The sequence below is a fragment of the Sphingomonas sp. BL-S-25 genome, from assembly GCF_055521555.1.
The window spans coordinates 2,488,850-2,505,901 of sequence record NZ_CM145486.1; the positions used below are offsets into that span (position 1 = coordinate 2,488,850).

Here is a 17,052-nt window from a genome sequence, read left to right on the forward strand (position 1 = left end):
AGGGGGGGGTAGCATCATGAATTGGTTTCCGGGCAGTTCGGCGGTGGCGATCGCCTTGTTGGCTATTACTGGGGCGCAGGCGCAGACTTCGCCATCGCCGCATACATACGCCACGCGGTACGACGTCGCAGGTCGGGTGGTGGGCACGATCGCTCCCGATCCTGACGGCGCCGGGCCGATCCGCTTTGCAGCGGTCCGCAACAGCTACGATCTCGCCGGACGGCTGACGAAGGTGGAGAAGGGCGAGCTTGCGCAGTGGCAGTCACAGGACGTCCTGCCCAAAAACTGGGCCGGGTTCACCGTCTTCGAGTTCGTCGACTATGGCTATGATGCGATGGGCCGAAAGACCAGCGAGAAGAAGTCGTCCGGCACGACCGCCTATACGCTGACGCAGTACAGCTATGATCTTGCCGGCCGGGTGGTGTGCACGGCGCAGCGCATGAACCCCGCGACGTTCGCGTCACCGCCTGCCGATGCCTGCCAGCTCAGCGCGAATGTCGGACCGATGGGGCCCGATCGGATCACGCGCAACAGCTATGACGCGGCCGGCCAGCTGATCAAGGTGCAGAAGGCCTATGGCGTAACGACCGCCAACGGTTTCCCCAAGACGCTCCAGATCGATTATGCGACCTACAGCTACAGCGTCACGGGCAAGCAGACGAGTGTCATCGACGCCAATGGCAACAAGGCGGCGTATGACTATGACGGGCACGACCGGCTGTGGCACTGGCGCTTTCCGTCCAAGACGACTGCCGGCCAGGTCTCGACCACCGATTACGAGGAATATGGCTATGATGCCAACGGGAACCGCACGAGCCTGAGGAGGCGCGACGGGCGGACCATCGGCTATCAGTATGACGCGCTCAACCGCAATACGGTCAAGACCGTGCCGGATGCCTGCGTTGCCGGCTATGCCTGCACCAATGCGCCGGCCGGTGCGACGCGCGACGTCTATTCCGGCTACGACCTGCGCGGATTGCTGCTCTACGCCCGGTTCGACAGCCACACGGGCTCTGACTCGGTCGTCAACGGCTATGATGGTTTCGGGCGCCTGACGTCGACGACGACCAGCTGGGGCGGTCTGTCGGCTCCGGCAACGTTCCAATATGACAAGAACGGCAACCGCACCCAGGCATCGATCAGCGGAAATGCCGTCAACTATGAATATGATGGCCTCGATCGGCTCGTTGCGGTCAGGGATGGGGCGGCGGCACTCCTGAAGACCTACAGCTACAATGCGGGCGGAGACCTTGCCGGCGCCGCGCGAGGCGGCGTGACGAGCTATGGCTATGACCCTGTCGGCCGGCTGGCGTCGCTTGCCAACGATTTCGGCGGCAGTGCGTCCGATGTCACGCGCACCTTCGGATATAATCCGGCGAGCCAGGTCGTTAGCCAGACCCGGTCGAACGACAGCTACGCCTTTACGGGCTATAGCGAGGTCACCCGCAACTATGCGGTGAACGGCCTGAACCAGTATACCAGCGCCGGTCCTGCCAGCTTCGCCTATGATGCCAATGGCAACCTGACCTCCGACGGCACGACCAGCTATGTCTATGACGTCGAGAACAGACTCGTTTCGGCGAGCGGCGGGATGTCGGCGGCTCTTGCCTATGATCCGATGGGGCGCCTGATCCAGACATCGGGCGGCTCTGCCGGCACGATCGTCTACCAGTATGACGGCGACCAGCTGTCTGTGGAGAGAAACGGCAGCGGCGGCGCCATCCTGCGGCGCTACGTCCACGGCGTGGGCGAGGACGATCCGATCGTCTGGTACGAGGGGGCGACGCCGCGCTGGCTCCACGCCGATCACCAGGGATCGATCGTCGCGATCAGCGATGTCTCGGCCAACGTCATCAACATCAACGCCTATGACGAATACGGCATCCCCAGGAGCGGGAACCTGGGGCGCTTCCAGTATACCGGCCAGGCCTGGATCCCCGAGCTCGGCATGTACCACTACAAGGCCCGCATCTACTCGCCGACCCTCGGACGCTTCCTCCAGACCGACCCCATCGGGTACAAGGATCAGATCAACCTCTACGCCTATGTCGGGAACGATCCGCTGAATCGGCAAGATCCGACGGGCGAACAACAAACCTTTGTACAGAGATGTATACACCTCGTACTCGCGATTGTTTGCTGGGTCGAAGGTAAAAATCCTCCAGCGCTGCCTGCCCCACCTTCTAAGCCTTCAGTGACCAAGCCAGCGCCGGGCGGCGGAAGGCCTGGCGGAAATTCCGGTGGAAAGCCACCCGCGAAGCCGGCCCCGAAACCGAAAGCGGAAGGAATGGTCCCGCAGGCGCCGTTGCCAGAGCTCCGTCCCCCGCCAGTGCCAGAGTTCCGTCCCCCGCCAGTGCCAGAGTTCCGTCCCCCGCCAGTGCCAGAGTTCCGTCCCCCGCCAGTGCCAGAGTTGCCGCCAGAGGTGCCTCGGCCGGTACCGGAAACCCCTCGCGCGTCGATAAGCGAGGACATGCTGCGTCGTAGGGATTGATTGCTGCTAAGCCCAACTCGTAAGATCAATTAGATGGATATGCTAATATGACTTCGGATGCCGCCGAAGAGCGAGCCTTTTCCGCTTATGCTGAGGGCAAATATGAATTCGCTTATCCGAAATTGGCCCAGTTGGCGGAGCGGGGTGATGTCCATGCGCTGATGGCAGTAGGTTGGATTCATGAGTCCGGCGTGCTGGGCGAGAAGAAATTAGAAGTCGCTAAATCATTCTATGAAAAGGCTGCTATTATGGGTTCATTGGATGCCATAAATAGGCTCGGAAGATTGGTCATAAATCAAGGAAGTATTCAAGATGCCGTTTCAATATTTAGAGAAGGGTCTTCCAAGGGCTCGGTTGCCTGCAAATTTCACTTGGGAAATATATTAACATCATATGATGAATACAAAGAAGAGTATGGGAGGGGGGTCTTGCTATTAGAAGAGGCCGCATCTCAGGGGCATTTATTTGCTACGAGGCGTCTTATATCAATAAATTGGGCCAAAAGTACAAGCTTAGTTGAAAAAATTCACCTATCTCTAAAATTTATTTCAACTACATTTCGATTTATTAAGCAAACTTGGTCGAATCCAAGTTCAGACAACATAGCATAAATTGCTCTCTTCATAGTCCAGAATCAAAAAATGATACATTAACTCGTCCGGTCTGTAATTGTTCGATCCGGAATTATAGCTTGGCCATACTAAGTGTTGGATCCCCGCAACCTGTTGCTCAAGGGGCGGTGATCACAGCTGACGGCAACGCTGCGGACCTACTATTTCTATGGCGATTCGGGTCGCCGGATCAGCGAGACCAAGCTGCAGGGTTACCTGATTTCGTCCCCGCTGTGATCAGTGCGAGGAAAATCGGCCTTCCTCAAATACTCATCGATCGTTTGACTTTCACGATCAGGGCGGTGAAAATTAGCGCCTACACGAGTTATCGCAAGGGGTGGGCGGTGGGGGGTGGATCCTGGCTAGCTACGCTATTTTGTGGCGTCATTTGGTTCGTTCCTGCGAACGCGCAGAACTTCCCGGGTCCTGGGGAGGACTCCTCCAACATCACCGATATTTCTCCGCCGCCTGACAAGATATTGGTGTCTTCGGGAAATGTTGATCTTCGCACTCAGCAGATGGCCTATTCGGTCAAGGATCTCGAGTTGGGAGATGGTGCTGCCACCTCCAGAATCAGCCTGATCAGGAATAGCCTTCTGGGCATTCCGGGTCACAAAAGCCCGCTCGGCAATTTCAGTCATAATTATGACATTCTCCTATTGGAGAGCCGCGTCGATATTGCCAAAGGGAACTACACGCACAACGCAGGTACCGATTTCAGGCTGACGGTTCGATTCGGAGGGGTTTCTGAGACATTCGAATCTCCGTTCAGTTCCGGATCCAGTGAATCGGATCACAAATCAAGTGGTCCACTTGCACGCCTGTCAGTTGCAGGAAATCGAGCGGGACCCGCGCCAATCTATACATATTATACGGCAGATGGGGTTGAAGTTGTATTTCGGGCGCTGGGCGCCTTCGAGTGTTCGCAATATAATAGGTGTGCATTTGTTGACCGTATTCGTTATCCTGATGGATCATATCTTAATTTCAACTACGAGAATTCCCAATCTGGCGCAAATCGTACCCGCTTGAAGACAGTCGTGAGCAACACCGGATATATCGTGTTATTCGAGTATGGTCATTCGTCGTGGAACGCCGTATCGAAGGCGTGCATTTTCAACTTATCGCGAACTCAAGTGCCAAGCGATGGGCTTTGCCCTATGGCTTCTCAATTAGCAGTCTACGGATATGGATCGTTGTTAGGTGAGCCGGCTCTGGAATCCGTGGCCCGATCGATAGGAAGCGAATCAGCCGGCGTTGAGCGATTCACTTATGCACCAAGTCAGAATACTCAAATGACTAGAATGGGATTTATTCTTCCTGGTCAATCCAGTCCATGGCTTACGAACGAGATACTTGCAGGATACAGCCTGGATGGCGGTCGAGTCGATTATGTGCTTGAGCAAAATTTTGCTGATGGCGCTGTAATAAGCTATTCATACCATGACCCCTCGGCAGAGACGGGTGGAGCGATCACGTCGATGGCGGGTGGCGAGTACAGCGATCAGTTCGGAACGGTAAGAGTCGAGTACGGTTTTTATCGGTATCCGATCTCCCTGCTTCCTCCGGTTCCTGATCCTACCGGTGCTTACTCCCCCAACTTTAATGATCAGCGATACCAGGTGACCCCGGGGCCTGTTCGGATCGTTGATCAACTGGGCAGGGAAACCAGCTTCGATTATTGCGATCCCTATCTAATGGCCCAACTGGTCAATGATCAGTTCAAGTGCGTTGTCCGGGAGCAGGTCTCAGTCACGGATCCTGACGGGTCGAAGACGTTCTTGTATCGCGACGCCAGGCGCAATGTGATCCAGACCAGGAAGGTCGCCAAACCCGGTTCCGGAATGGCGGATATACAAACGTACCAAACCTATGACAGTGCCAATCCGAAGGCTGCGACGAAGCCGGTATGGATCAAAGATGCCAATGGCAATGTGACGACGTACAGCTACGCGCCTGAGCATGGTGGCGTGCTTACAGAGACGAAGCCGGCGGTGGCGGTGCAGCAGGCTGATGGGAGCGTGATGAATGTCCAGCCGGTGAAGCGCTTCAGCTACGGGCAATTCTATGCCTGGACGAAGTCCGGCGGAGGATATGTGCAGGCGGCGACGCCGGTTTGGCTGCTGTCACAGGAGCGGACGTGTCGCAAGACGGCGACGGTAAACGGAGCGTGCGCGGGCGGCGCTGCCGATGAGGTGGTGACGAGCTACGAATACCAGGCGGGCAATGCGTCGACCCCCAGCAACCTGTTGCTCAAGGGGGTGGCGGTGACGGCGGACGGGACAACGCTGCGGACCTGCTACGGTTATGACGAGTGGGGCCGCCGGATCAGCGAGACCAAGCCGCAGGCCAATCTGACGTCGTGCCCGCAGTGATCGGGGCCAGGGGGGGGTAGCATCATGAATTGGTTTCCGGGCAGTTCGGCGGTGGCGATCGCCTTGTTGGCTATTACTGGGGCGCAGGCGCAGACTTCGCCATCGCCGCATACATACGCCACGCGGTACGACGTCGCAGGTCGGGTGGTGGGCACGATCGCTCCCGATCCTGACGGCGCCGGGCCGATCCGCTTTGCAGCGGTCCGCAACAGCTACGATCTCGCCGGACGGCTGACGAAGGTGGAGAAGGGCGAGCTTGCGCAGTGGCAGTCACAGGACGTCCTGCCCAAAAACTGGGCCGGGTTCACCGTCTTCGAGTTCGTCGACTATGGCTATGATGCGATGGGCCGAAAGACCAGCGAGAAGAAGTCGTCCGGCACGACCGCCTATACGCTGACGCAGTACAGCTATGATCTTGCCGGCCGGGTGGTGTGCACGGCGCAGCGCATGAACCCCGCGACGTTCGCGTCACCGCCTGCCGATGCCTGCCAGCTCAGCGCGAATGTCGGACCGATGGGGCCCGATCGGATCACGCGCAACAGCTATGACGCGGCCGGCCAGCTGATCAAGGTGCAGAAGGCCTATGGCGTAACGACCGCCAACGGTTTCCCCAAGACGCTCCAGATCGATTATGCGACCTACAGCTACAGCGTCACGGGCAAGCAGACGAGTGTCATCGACGCCAATGGCAACAAGGCGGCGTATGACTATGACGGGCACGACCGGCTGTGGCACTGGCGCTTTCCGTCCAAGACGACTGCCGGCCAGGTCTCGACCACCGATTACGAGGAATATGGCTATGATGCCAACGGGAACCGCACGAGCCTGAGGAGGCGCGACGGGCGGACCATCGGCTATCAGTATGACGCGCTCAACCGCAATACGGTCAAGACCGTGCCGGATGCCTGCGTTGCCGGCTATGCCTGCACCAATGCGCCGGCCGGTGCGACGCGCGACGTCTATTCCGGCTACGACCTGCGCGGATTGCTGCTCTACGCCCGGTTCGACAGCCACACGGGCTCTGACTCGGTCGTCAACGGCTATGATGGTTTCGGGCGCCTGACGTCGACGACGACCAGCTGGGGCGGTCTGTCGGCTCCGGCAACGTTCCAATATGACAAGAACGGCAACCGCACCCAGGCATCGATCAGCGGAAATGCCGTCAACTATGAATATGATGGCCTCGATCGGCTCGTTGCGGTCAGGGATGGGGCGGCGGCACTCCTGAAGACCTACAGCTACAATGCGGGCGGAGACCTTGCCGGCGCCGCGCGAGGCGGCGTGACGAGCTATGGCTATGACCCTGTCGGCCGGCTGGCGTCGCTTGCCAACGATTTCGGCGGCAGTGCGTCCGATGTCACGCGCACCTTCGGATATAATCCGGCGAGCCAGGTCGTTAGCCAGACCCGGTCGAACGACAGCTACGCCTTTACGGGCTATAGCGAGGTCACCCGCAACTATGCGGTGAACGGCCTGAACCAGTATACCAGCGCCGGTCCTGCCAGCTTCGCCTATGATGCCAATGGCAACCTGACCTCCGACGGCACGACCAGCTATGTCTATGACGTCGAGAACAGACTCGTTTCGGCGAGCGGCGGGATGTCGGCGGCTCTTGCCTATGATCCGATGGGGCGCCTGATCCAGACATCGGGCGGCTCTGCCGGCACGATCGTCTACCAGTATGACGGCGACCAGCTGTCTGTGGAGAGAAACGGCAGCGGCGGCGCCATCCTGCGGCGCTACGTCCACGGCGTGGGCGAGGACGATCCGATCGTCTGGTACGAGGGGGCGACGCCGCGCTGGCTCCACGCCGATCACCAGGGATCGATCGTCGCGATCAGCGATGTCTCGGCCAACGTCATCAACATCAACGCCTATGACGAATACGGCATCCCCAGGAGCGGGAACCTGGGGCGCTTCCAGTATACCGGCCAGGCCTGGATCCCCGAGCTCGGCATGTACCACTACAAGGCCCGCATCTACTCGCCGACCCTCGGACGCTTCCTCCAGACCGACCCCATCGGGTACAAGGATCAGATCAACCTCTACGCCTATGTCGGGAACGATCCGCTGAATGGAACGGATCCAACAGGGACGAGTTGCGAAAATTCGGGGGAAGGCTACGCATGCAAGGTTGACAATGTCGATCGCGAAAAGCTCAATAAAACGCAGAGACAACAGCTTGCAAATTTCGAGCGCCAGTATACCCGGGTCGTGAATCGACTTATGAGTTTGCCAGATAAGCGGATTTCGGTTGGTCCGTCGGGAACCAGTCATAACGGCAAGCCGCTGGGCACTTTTAGCATCACGCGGCGCGAGGCTGCGCAGAACCTAATTGGCAGAACATTCTCATATAAGCCAGGCGATACCGCTGGAGGTCCAAATGCTAGGGCGTATACGTCAGGGGGCTATGACCCATTAGGCCGCGGACGGTCACCAATAACCCATTTGCAAGATAGCGGCTTGAGAGATGCTGCCACTTCAACCATAATTCACGATGGAGCAATGCATGCAAGTAGACAGGAGTATCGCGGCGGATTGGCGACTCCGGGACGGTCTTTGCTTGGCATCGAGCCTTACAAAAAAGGGCATCAAGACCCGTACGCAAAAGCAAGCTGTGAGCTGATCGGTGACTGCTAAACGGCATATTATTGTTGTGATGATGGCGGCTGCGTCGTGCAGACCGGCGGCTGTAAACGAATTATCTAGAGACATTGTCTATGTAGATAGCCGAGGAGATAGTGCTTGGATATTTACAGAAAAAACAAGTGCCTCCGACGATATTTCAATTCGTTCGGATCAGGTGGGGGTGGATCGTTACTCTTTTCAAACGAAAAAAGTTGACGGTGTAAGTTGTGCAATGTTCTCCGATGGGTTGATGGCATTAGGCTTCCCAGAAAATTCTAGAGAAGGTAAAGAATTTAAATGTGGTGACACCTCATTTAAGATAACAAAGTGCTTCGATGAAAAATGTCGAGCGTCTCTTATTGCCGGGGAGTGGAGGACTGGCATTAGTCCTGATTATCGCTTGGTGCCCTTTAGTTATATATATAGTCGATGCTTCGGTGTAACTTCTATTTCTTTAGTGAGTTTCAATCATAACCGAGAATACGTGGGAACTGATTTGAATTTGCGTAGTAAAATGGGAATCATTCCTGATGTAGACGGCGTTCAGTGCAAAGAAAGCCCGATTGCTAAATTATTTTGAGGTCGTAGCCGATGAATGCTGCAATTATTTCTCACTATAATTAAGATTAGTGCAAAAACTTATGGGATAACTTGTTAATCGAGCAAACAACGAAGCTATTTGGGAATGGCGAATACTAGTTCATTCAATTCAAACAGCATGACGGCAAATGATATATCCGTAAATCTCATCTTAATAGCGTGAATTGCTGTTTTGGCAAATTTATGTCGCTCCAGATGGTTAACCGTCGACAATTGCGAGCGCACCTGTATCAAGTTTCACGCTTGAGAAAATTTTAAACCGTATAAGACTCGATACGAGCGAAGCTGTCAGCGGCTAGGCGTATACTAGGTATTGCCAAATATCCTACTGGCGAAGGGTGGTGCGACCGCCGTAATCAGCGTGATATTAAATAAAAGCCAGTAGTTATATTGGTAGTATATAGATCGCAATATCATTGTTGACCAGTAAACGGGGCGGTGCTGTTCCTGACTTGCAAATTGCTCGCGAACCACGCACGGTGCGAGGTGGGAGAAGAGGGAATCATGTCATTGCGTTCAGTTTTGTGGTTTGGAAGCGCGAGCGTCGCCTTCATGGTTGCGGGGACTCATCCGGCACTCGCGACGGTGGCAGACCCGCAGGGCTCCGGCGCCGTTGTGTCGGCGGTGCAATGGCTTCAGGGTACATTGCTGGGAACCGTCGCGACCGTCGTGGCGGTCATAGCCATCGCCGCCGTCGGCTTCATGATGCTCACCGGCCGGATCAACTGGCGTTACGGCGCGACCGTGATCCTCGGCTGCTTCATTCTCTTTGGCGCTGCCTCGATCGTCGGTGGCATTCAATCGACCGCGCAGATGGCGCATTGAGGCGATGAACGGGCTCGAGCGCGACACGCTCTTCGTAGCGCTCACGCGGCCGCAGATGTTCGCAGGCGTCACCTACAGCTATTTCATTGCCAACGCGGTAGTCGCGACCGAGCTGTTCCTGATCTTCAAGTCGGTCTGGGTTTTGCTCGCCGCGCTGGTCATCCACCTCGTCGGCGTGCTGTTGTGCGTGCGCGATCCGCGCTGCTTCGACCTGTGGCTGACGCGGATGGGCCGCTGTCCCCGGGTGAAGAATTATTCGGTGTGGAAGTGCAACTCCTACGCCGCCTGAGCCCCAATCCGAAGGTCGCCGAACGAGAGACACCCGCCGGCAAGCATCTGCCCTATGGCAGGCATGTCGACGATCGCACGATCGAGACGCGCGACGGACTGCTGATCCAGGTCGTCCACCTGCGCGGCCTGTTGTTCGAGACGGCCGATACGGACGAGCTCAATTATCGCAAGCGATTGCGCGACGCGATGTTGCAGGCGATCGGATCGTCACGCTTTGCGCTCTATCATCATATCGTCCGCCGCCGGATCGACGCGGAGATCGCGGCCGACTATCCCGACGCCTTCTCGCGCAACCTCGACGCAGCCTGGCGCAAGCGGCTGGCGGGCAAGCAGCTCTATGTGAACGATCTGTTCCTCACCCTGGTGCGGCGTCCGCTTCAGGGGCGGATCGGGGTGCTCGACCGGATCCGCGACCTGCTTGGTCGCCCGGCGAATGGGTCGGGCGAGGGCGAAGGGCAGGGGGCCTATGAGCGCCGCCAGCTCGACGTTGCGCGCGACGGGGTGATGGCGGCGATGGCTGCCTATGATCCCAGGGTACTGAGCGTGTACGATACCGATCAGGGGCCGTGTTCCGAACCGCTCGAATTCCTGTCGTCGCTGTATAATGGCGAGATGCGACCGGTGTTGCTGCCGGCGCAGGACCTGGGCAGCTATCTTCCCTATCGTCGTGTCAGCTTCGGGCAGGAGACCGTCGAGCTGGGCCCGACCGGGGCCGCGCCGCGCAGCTTCCTGGGGCTGGTGTCGATCAAGGATTATCCCGGTCAGACCGCGCCGGGAATGCTCGACGAATTGCTGCGATTGCCATTCGAGCTGACCGTCTCGCAAAGCTTCGGCTTCGTCGAACGCCAGGCGGCGTTGTCCCGGATGAACCTGGCACTGCGCCGGATGAAATCGGCGGAAGACGAGGCAGTGTCGCTGCGCAGCGACCTGGCGAGCGCGAAGGATGAGGTCGCTGCCGGCCGCGCAGGCTTTGGCGAGCATCATATGACGATCGCGGTGCGTGGTGACAGCCCGGCGCACGTGGACGAGGGGGTGGCCGAGGTGCAGGCGGCGCTGGCTGATCTCGGCATCCTCGCAGTGCGTGAGGAAATCGGGCTCGAACCTGCCTTCTGGGCGCAGTTCCCGGGCAATTTTCGCTACATCGCGCGCCGCGGTCTGGTTTCGACCAGCAACTTCGCGAGTCTGGCGAGCGGACACAACTTCCCGCTGGGACAGGCCTCCGGCAATCACTGGGGCGATGCCGTCACGCTGCTGGAGACGACTGCGGCTGGCCCCTATTATTTCAACTTCCACCAGGGCGATCTCGGGAATTTCACCGTTATCGGCCCCTCGGGGTCGGGCAAAACGGTGGTGCTGAACTTCCTGCTGGCGCAGAGCCGCAAGTTCAGCCCGCGGATCATCTTCTTCGACAAGGACCGCGGCGCGGAATTGTTCATCCGCGCGATCGGCGGACGCTATGACCAGCTGCGGCCGGGCGTGGAGTCAGGGCTCAATCCGCTTCAACTCCCCGACACGCCGGTCAATCGCCAGTTCCTGATCGACTGGGTCGCGCTGCTCGCAGGTGGCGCCGATATCGATGAGACCACCCGCATCAAGGACGCGATCGACGCCAATTTCGAGCAGCCGCTGCCGCACCGCCGACTTCGTCATTTGGCGGAATTGTTTCGCGGCGGTCACCGGCCCCATTCCGCCGATCTCTGGGCGCGACTGCGTCCCTGGTGGGGTGACGGCGAACGCGCCTGGATGTTCGACAACCCTCAGGATCTGACCGACCTGTCGGCCGATGCGGTCGGGTTCGACATGACCCAGATCCTCGACGATCCCGCACTGCGCACGCCGGCGATGATGTATTTGTTCCACCGCGTCGAAGAGCGGCTAGACGGCACCGCCGCGATCATCGTGGTGGACGAGGGCTGGAAGGCGCTCGACGACGAGGTGTTCGTCCGGCGGATCAAGGATTGGGAAAAGACGATCCGCAAGCGCAACGGCATCGTCGGCTTCGCGACGCAGAGCGCGCAGGACGCGCTGGAGAGCAAGATCGCCAGCGCGATCATCGAACAGGCCGCCACCCAGATCTTCATGGCCAATCCGAAGGCGCGAGCCGCCGATTATGTCGACGGCTTCGGCCTGACGCCGCACGAATATGAGCTGATCCGGACGCTGCCCGATAATGCCCATTGCTTCCTGGTGAAGCATGGGTCGGACAGCGTCGTTGCCCGCCTGAACCTGACCGGTGAGCGCGAGATCCTCACGATCCTGTCGGGACGCGAGCGGACCGTTCGGCTGCTCGACGAAATCCGCAGTGAGACGGGTGACGATCCGGCTGCCTGGATCCCGCGCCTGCTGGATGTCGCGTGATGGCGACCTGCGAGCCCCTGAGCTATGAAAGCGGCTTCGTCACCGGCGTCCTGAACTTCGTCGATTGCCAGGCGCAGAACCTCGGCGCCGGCGGCTATCAGGCGCTTGCGGCACCAGGGTCGACCCTGTCGATGCTGGTCACCGCGCTGCTGACGATCTTCATCGCGCTATACGGTTACCGGATGCTAACGGGCCAGACCCCGGCGTTGCGGGACGGAGTCATGGCGCTGGCCAAGATCGGCATCGTCCTCGCTCTGGTGAGCAGCTGGCCCGCCTATCGAACCCTGGTCTATGATGTCGCGCTGCGCGGGCCGGCGGAGCTCTCGAGTGGCGCCGGCGGCCCGGCCGGCCTGCCGGGTGCGGGGGGTGGCATGATCGCGCGACTTCAGGGGGTCGATATCGGGTTGATCGAACTCGCCCGGGCTGGTGTCGGGGGGATCGAGCAGCGCACGCAAATTGCTCGCACCCGGATCATAGACGGCAAGCCGCAGATGATCGTCGAGCCTGAACGGACGACCGACAATTTTGAGCCGACTGCGCTGGGATGGGCACGGGTGATCTTCCTCACAACGGTGCTCGGCGGCTTTGCTGCGGTTCGCATTGCGGCGGGCCTGCTTCTCGCGATCGGTCCGTTTTTCATCGCCTTCCTGTTGTTCGCTGGCACACGCGGTCTGTTCGAGGGATGGGTTCGCGGGTTGGCGGCGGCGGCTCTGGGCGCAGTCGCGGTCACGATCGTCCTCGGCGTCGAGCTTGCGCTGATCGAGCCCTGGATCACGGATTTGCTTGCGCGCCGGTCGATGCGCCTGTCGATCGTCGGCGCGCCAACCGAGTTGCTGGTGACGACGCTGGTGTTTGCGCTGGCAATGCTGGGCACGCTTGCCGCGACCACGCGCATCGCGCTGGGCTTCCGCATTCCGGATAGCTGGCTGCAGTTGGGCGAGCGTTTGTCGGCATCGATGCGCGATGGGTCACAAGCTGCGCGGCCGGCCTTCGCCGGCCCTCAGGTCCCGGCCGAAGAGCGGTCGCGTGCTGCCGCGGTCGCTGAAGCGGTAGCGGCCAGTCAGCGCCGCGAGAGCCGGGACGCCAGCGGTGACACGAGAACTGTCATTCGCCAGACCGTCAGTGGGCAGGCGCGGGATCTACCTCCGACATCGCCCGTGCCCTTGGGCCAGTCCAACATGCGCCGTACTCGCGGCCGCGTCAGCGGAAGCGCGGGTAAGCGGGATATGAGAACATGAAAAAGAAGTCGCGCGAAGCGCTGGACGCCTATTACGAGCGCGCCGAAAGCTGGGGGCAGGACCGGCAGGAGACCCTGCGCGGCTCTCGCCGGGTCGCCTGGATCGTGGCGGGCGTGTTCGCCCTGATCGCGCTGCTCGAGGCCTTTGCACTCTACGCGCTGACGCCGCTCAAGACGGTCGAGCCGGTGACGTTGCTGGTCGACCGGCAGACAGGATATGTCCAGGCGCTCAAGCCGCTGGACCCGCAGCAGATATCCGGCAACACCGCGCTGACGCAAAGCTTCCTCGTGCAATATGTCATCGCCCGCGAGGGCTTCGACATCAACGCGATCCAGGAGAATTACCGCAAGGTCGCGCTTTGGTCCGAAGGCGCGGCGCGCCGGCAGTATCTCGCCGGTGTCCAGGCCTCGAATCCCGACAGCCCGCTCGTCCGGCTGCCGCGAACGACGATCGTCGAGGCGCGGGTCAAGAGCGTGACCCCGATGACGAACGGTGCCGCCATGGTCCGCTTCGACACGGTTCGCCGCGACGCGGGCGGTCAGGTCTATTCTGCCCAGCCTTGGGTCGCGGTGATCAAATATCGCTATTCGGGGGAGCCGCTGCGCGTCGAGGATCGGTTCGTCAACCCGCTCGGCTTCCTGGTGGCGAGCTATCAGCGCAATCCGGAGGCGCTCCCGATCGCCGAGCCCAGTCCGGCTGTAATTAATCCGACACCGTTAACGACTGGCGCTCCTCCGGCGCCCAATCAGCCGGGCGTACGGCGATGATCCGGTCGTGCCTGATCGCGGTGGCACTGCTCGCATCGTCGCCGGGCCTGTGCCAGATCATGCCTCAGGCCACTGGCGGGGACCCGCGCGTGCAGGCGATCGACTATCACGAGCAGCAGGTCGTGACGATCCAGGCAGCGCCCGGATATCAGGTAACGATCATGTTCGCGCCGGATGAGCGGATCGAGAACGTCGCGCTGGGCGATAGCGGTGCCTGGCAGGCGACGCCGAACCGGCGAGGCGACTATCTGTTCCTGAAGCCCGTCCAGGGCGGCGTTGCGACGAATATGACCGTCATGACCGACACGCGCGTCTATGCCTTCGATCTTCGCCCGCTTCCCGGGCCGCAGCCGGACATGGCCTATACCGTGCGATTTCGATATCCGGGCGCGACCGGAACGGACGCTCAGGAAGCGGCGGCCGCTGGCTCCCCGGATGCTGCGTCGCCCGGACGCTACAAGGTGACCGGTGCGAGGGCGCTTCGTCCTGTCGGGATCGACGATGACGGCGCGAAGACGTTCATCGAATGGCCCCCGAGCACGACCCTTCCGGCGGTCTATTCGATCGATGCGAACGGCAAGGAAGCCTTGGTCAACGGCTATATGCGTGACGACATCTATGTCATCGACAGTGTCGCAGCACAGCTCGTGTTTCGCCTCGACCGGCAGGTCGCGCGCGCGACGCGGATCGAGCCGCGCTGATGGCGAGCATCAGCCCTCCAGGCCGCGATCCCCGCACGGCAACTGCGCCCGCAGGCAGTGAACAGAGCGTCGCACCCCAGGTGCCGGTGCCTCGCGGCGGGCCTTCCGGGATTGTGATCGCAATCGGTCTGGCCATCCTCGCGGTCATTCTCTTCACGACGCTCGATGCCCGCCGGCGCGCATTGCAGGCACCCGCAGTTCGATTGGGCTCCGCGGACCGCGCGGCGGTGGGGGCAGTATCCGCGCCCCCGCCGGCACTTTTCATACCGCCAACTCCTGAGCCCCAGCCGATGATCGTCGAGGTCGCGCCGCCCGTCCAACAAGCGCCCGCGCGAATGACCCCGCCTCCTGCGCAGCCACAGATCGTCTACGTCCCCCAACCTGTAGCACCGCAGCAGCCAGGACCGATCGAAGCGCCGGCGCCACCGGCACGGGCCAGCACCGGCTCGGCGCTTGTCTACGACGCCGGCAGCAACCAGCAGGGTGGGGCCGCCACGACGCCGGACAAGGCAGGGGAAGGTGCCGCCAGCGAAGGGCAATCCGGTGCGCCTGCTGCCGGCTCGGTTGCGGGTGCCCGTGTCCGGGCCGGTGTCCTTGCGAACCGCGCCGCTACCGTGCCGCAGGGGACGCTGATCCCGGCTGTTCTCGAAACGGGGTTCGATTCGACCCGACCAGGCCTCGCCCGTGCGATGGTCACGCGTGACGTGCGCGGGTTCGACGGCTCCAGGGTCCTGATCTCGCGCGGCAGTCGCCTGATCGGCGAATACCGGTCCGACACCCAGCCGGGGCAGAAACGTGCCCTGATCAACTGGACGAGGTTGATCCGCCCCGACGGCGTGACGATCGCGATCGGCTCCCAGGCTAGCGATCCCGTCGGGCGGGGTGGCGTCGCCGCTCGGGTAAACAATCACTTCTTCGCCAGGTTCGCCGGTGCGATCCTGCAGTCGAGCCTCGACATAGGCGTCAATCTCGCCTCGCGGTCCGCGGGATCACCGGTGATCGTTGCGCTCCCCGGGGCGGTGCAGAACACGACCCAGCCGCTCCGGCAGAACCAGCAATATACGCCGACGCTGACGGTCCGTCCGGGCACGAGCATCACCATCTTCGTCGCGCGTGACCTGGACTTCACCGGTGCCGGTGCAAACCGGTGACAGAACCGTCGGCCGAGGACCGGGTTTATCTGCGAAGTTACCTCGCGCCGTTCGACTTTATCCTCGATCGCGACGACGTAACCGATATTTATGTGAACCGTCCGGGGGAGATCTGGGCGGAAACGATCGGCGGGGCGATCGAGCGGCACGAGGTTCCCAAGGTCGACGAGGCAACGCTCGGCCGCCTTGCACGCCAGATCGCGGCGCTGTCCCACCAAGGCATAAGCCGAGAACACCCCTTGCTTTCCGCAACCCTGCCAGATGGCTCGCGTGTCCAGATGATCGCGCCGCCCGCGACGCGGGGCGGCATGGCGCTTGCGATCCGCAAGCACATCAGTTCGGATCTCACGCTCGACGATTATGTTGCGGCTGGTGCGTTCGATAGCACGCGTCGTGGCAGCGTCCTGGAGCGATCGTCGATCGACGTGGACCTTGCCGAGCTGCTTGAGGGGGGCGAGGTCGCCCGGATGCTGTCGCTGGCAGTCCGCGCCCGAAAGAACATTCTCGTCTCGGGCGGCACTTCCACAGGCAAGACGACGTTCCTCAACGCGCTGATCCAGGAAATCCCACCCCATGAGCGGCTGATCTTCATCGAGGATACGCCGGAGGTGCGGCTGCATCATGCGAACGCGCTGGGCCTTCTCGCGGCACGAAGCGAGTTGGGCGAGGCGCGGGTGAGTGCCAACGACCTTCTGGCCGCTTCGCTGCGGATGCGCCCTGACAGGATCATCCTCGGAGAGTTGCGCGGCGATGAAGCTTACGCTTTCCTCCGTGCGGTCAACACCGGCCACCCGGGATCGATGACGTCTGTTCACGCGGATTCAAGCGACCGCGCAATCGAGCAGATCGCCCTTCTGGTGCTTCAGGCTGGCACCCAGCTCAGCCGTGACGATGTGCGGCATTATGTGCGCGGCACCGTGGACGTCTTCGTGCAACTCGCGCGGCGGGACGGCAGGCGCTTCGTCGAAGAAGTCGCGCTGAGCCGCCAGTGAAATTGCGGCCGCAGCGGTACAACC

General features: G+C 60.7%; 13 protein-coding genes. All 13 read left to right on the plus strand.

The window, feature by feature from the left end:
- The first annotated feature begins 16 nt into the window (after positions 1–16).
- The 13 genes from ACZ1H8_RS11990 to virB11 all read left to right on the plus strand — a co-directional run bounded on the left by ACZ1H8_RS11990 (position 17) and on the right by virB11 (position 17,028).
- Positions 17–2,491 (plus strand): RHS repeat domain-containing protein, encoded by a 2,475-nt coding sequence (locus tag ACZ1H8_RS11990; RefSeq protein WP_465177418.1) that lies wholly within the window; start codon positions 17–19, stop codon positions 2,489–2,491.
- Positions 2,492–2,538: 47 nt separating this feature from the next.
- Positions 2,539–3,102: a tetratricopeptide repeat protein gene (locus ACZ1H8_RS11995; protein WP_465177419.1), complete on the plus strand. Its 564-nt coding sequence runs from the start codon at positions 2,539–2,541 to the stop codon at positions 3,100–3,102.
- A 128-nt stretch (positions 3,103–3,230) separates the two neighbouring features.
- Entirely contained in the window at positions 3,231–5,477 is a 2,247-nt protein-coding gene (locus ACZ1H8_RS12000) for a hypothetical protein (RefSeq protein ID WP_465177420.1), read from the plus strand.
- A gap of 24 nt (positions 5,478–5,501) precedes the next feature.
- Entirely contained in the window at positions 5,502–8,117 is a 2,616-nt protein-coding gene (locus ACZ1H8_RS12005) for an RHS repeat domain-containing protein (RefSeq protein ID WP_465177421.1), read from the plus strand.
- Positions 8,107–8,685 carry a hypothetical protein gene (locus ACZ1H8_RS12010; protein ID WP_465177422.1) on the plus strand — a complete coding sequence of 193 codons (579 nt, stop codon included), beginning with the start codon at positions 8,107–8,109 and terminating at the stop codon, positions 8,683–8,685. The genes ACZ1H8_RS12005 and ACZ1H8_RS12010 overlap by 11 nt, the downstream gene beginning before the upstream one ends.
- Positions 8,686–9,257: 572 nt before the next feature.
- Positions 9,258–9,530: a TrbC/VirB2 family protein gene (locus ACZ1H8_RS12015; protein ID WP_465181389.1), complete on the plus strand. Its 273-nt coding sequence runs from the start codon at positions 9,258–9,260 to the stop codon at positions 9,528–9,530.
- 4 nt (positions 9,531–9,534) lie between these two features.
- The gene (locus ACZ1H8_RS12020; RefSeq protein ID WP_465177423.1) at positions 9,535–9,819 is read left to right on the plus strand and encodes a VirB3 family type IV secretion system protein; all 285 of its coding nucleotides are present in this window, start codon (positions 9,535–9,537) and stop codon (positions 9,817–9,819) included.
- Positions 9,798–12,179, plus strand: coding sequence for a VirB4 family type IV secretion/conjugal transfer ATPase (locus ACZ1H8_RS12025; protein WP_465181390.1), 2,382 nt, complete (start codon positions 9,798–9,800; stop codon positions 12,177–12,179). Before ACZ1H8_RS12020 ends, ACZ1H8_RS12025 begins: the two co-directional genes overlap by 22 nt.
- Positions 12,179–13,417 carry a TrbL/VirB6 family protein gene (locus tag ACZ1H8_RS12030; RefSeq protein ID WP_465177424.1) on the plus strand — a complete coding sequence of 413 codons (1,239 nt, stop codon included), beginning with the start codon at positions 12,179–12,181 and terminating at the stop codon, positions 13,415–13,417. Before ACZ1H8_RS12025 ends, ACZ1H8_RS12030 begins: the two co-directional genes overlap by 1 nt.
- A complete protein-coding gene (locus ACZ1H8_RS12035) occupies positions 13,414–14,184 on the plus strand; it encodes a VirB8 family type IV secretion system protein (protein WP_465177425.1) in 771 nt (256 codons plus the stop codon). Before ACZ1H8_RS12030 ends, ACZ1H8_RS12035 begins: the two co-directional genes overlap by 4 nt.
- Entirely contained in the window at positions 14,181–14,885 is a 705-nt protein-coding gene (locus tag ACZ1H8_RS12040; RefSeq protein WP_465177426.1) for a TrbG/VirB9 family P-type conjugative transfer protein, read from the plus strand. The genes ACZ1H8_RS12035 and ACZ1H8_RS12040 overlap by 4 nt, the downstream gene beginning before the upstream one ends.
- Positions 14,885–16,036 (plus strand): TraB/TrbI/VirB10 family type IV secretion system protein, encoded by a 1,152-nt coding sequence (locus tag ACZ1H8_RS12045; protein ID WP_465177427.1) that lies wholly within the window; start codon positions 14,885–14,887, stop codon positions 16,034–16,036. Before ACZ1H8_RS12040 ends, ACZ1H8_RS12045 begins: the two co-directional genes overlap by 1 nt.
- The gene (gene virB11 / locus ACZ1H8_RS12050; protein ID WP_465177428.1) at positions 16,033–17,028 is read left to right on the plus strand and encodes a P-type DNA transfer ATPase VirB11; all 996 of its coding nucleotides are present in this window, start codon (positions 16,033–16,035) and stop codon (positions 17,026–17,028) included. Before ACZ1H8_RS12045 ends, virB11 begins: the two co-directional genes overlap by 4 nt.
- Positions 17,029–17,052 lie beyond the last annotated feature (24 nt).

Excerpts from the sequence above, each read along its gene's own strand:
- ACZ1H8_RS11990 (WP_465177418.1), top strand. The coding sequence starts at position 17 with ATGAATTGGTTTCCGGGCAGTTCGGCGGTGGCGATCGCCTTGTTGGCT.
- ACZ1H8_RS11995 (WP_465177419.1), top strand. The coding sequence starts at position 2,539 with ATGACTTCGGATGCCGCCGAAGAGCGAGCCTTTTCCGCTTATGCTGAG.
- ACZ1H8_RS12005 (WP_465177421.1), top strand. The coding sequence starts at position 5,502 with ATGAATTGGTTTCCGGGCAGTTCGGCGGTGGCGATCGCCTTGTTGGCT.
- ACZ1H8_RS12015 (WP_465181389.1), top strand. The coding sequence starts at position 9,258 with ATGGTTGCGGGGACTCATCCGGCACTCGCGACGGTGGCAGACCCGCAG.
- ACZ1H8_RS12020 (WP_465177423.1), top strand. The coding sequence starts at position 9,535 with ATGAACGGGCTCGAGCGCGACACGCTCTTCGTAGCGCTCACGCGGCCG.
- ACZ1H8_RS12030 (WP_465177424.1), top strand. The coding sequence starts at position 12,179 with ATGGCGACCTGCGAGCCCCTGAGCTATGAAAGCGGCTTCGTCACCGGC.
- ACZ1H8_RS12035 (WP_465177425.1), top strand. The coding sequence starts at position 13,414 with ATGAAAAAGAAGTCGCGCGAAGCGCTGGACGCCTATTACGAGCGCGCC.
- ACZ1H8_RS12040 (WP_465177426.1), top strand. The coding sequence starts at position 14,181 with ATGATCCGGTCGTGCCTGATCGCGGTGGCACTGCTCGCATCGTCGCCG.
- ACZ1H8_RS12045 (WP_465177427.1), top strand. The coding sequence starts at position 14,885 with ATGGCGAGCATCAGCCCTCCAGGCCGCGATCCCCGCACGGCAACTGCG.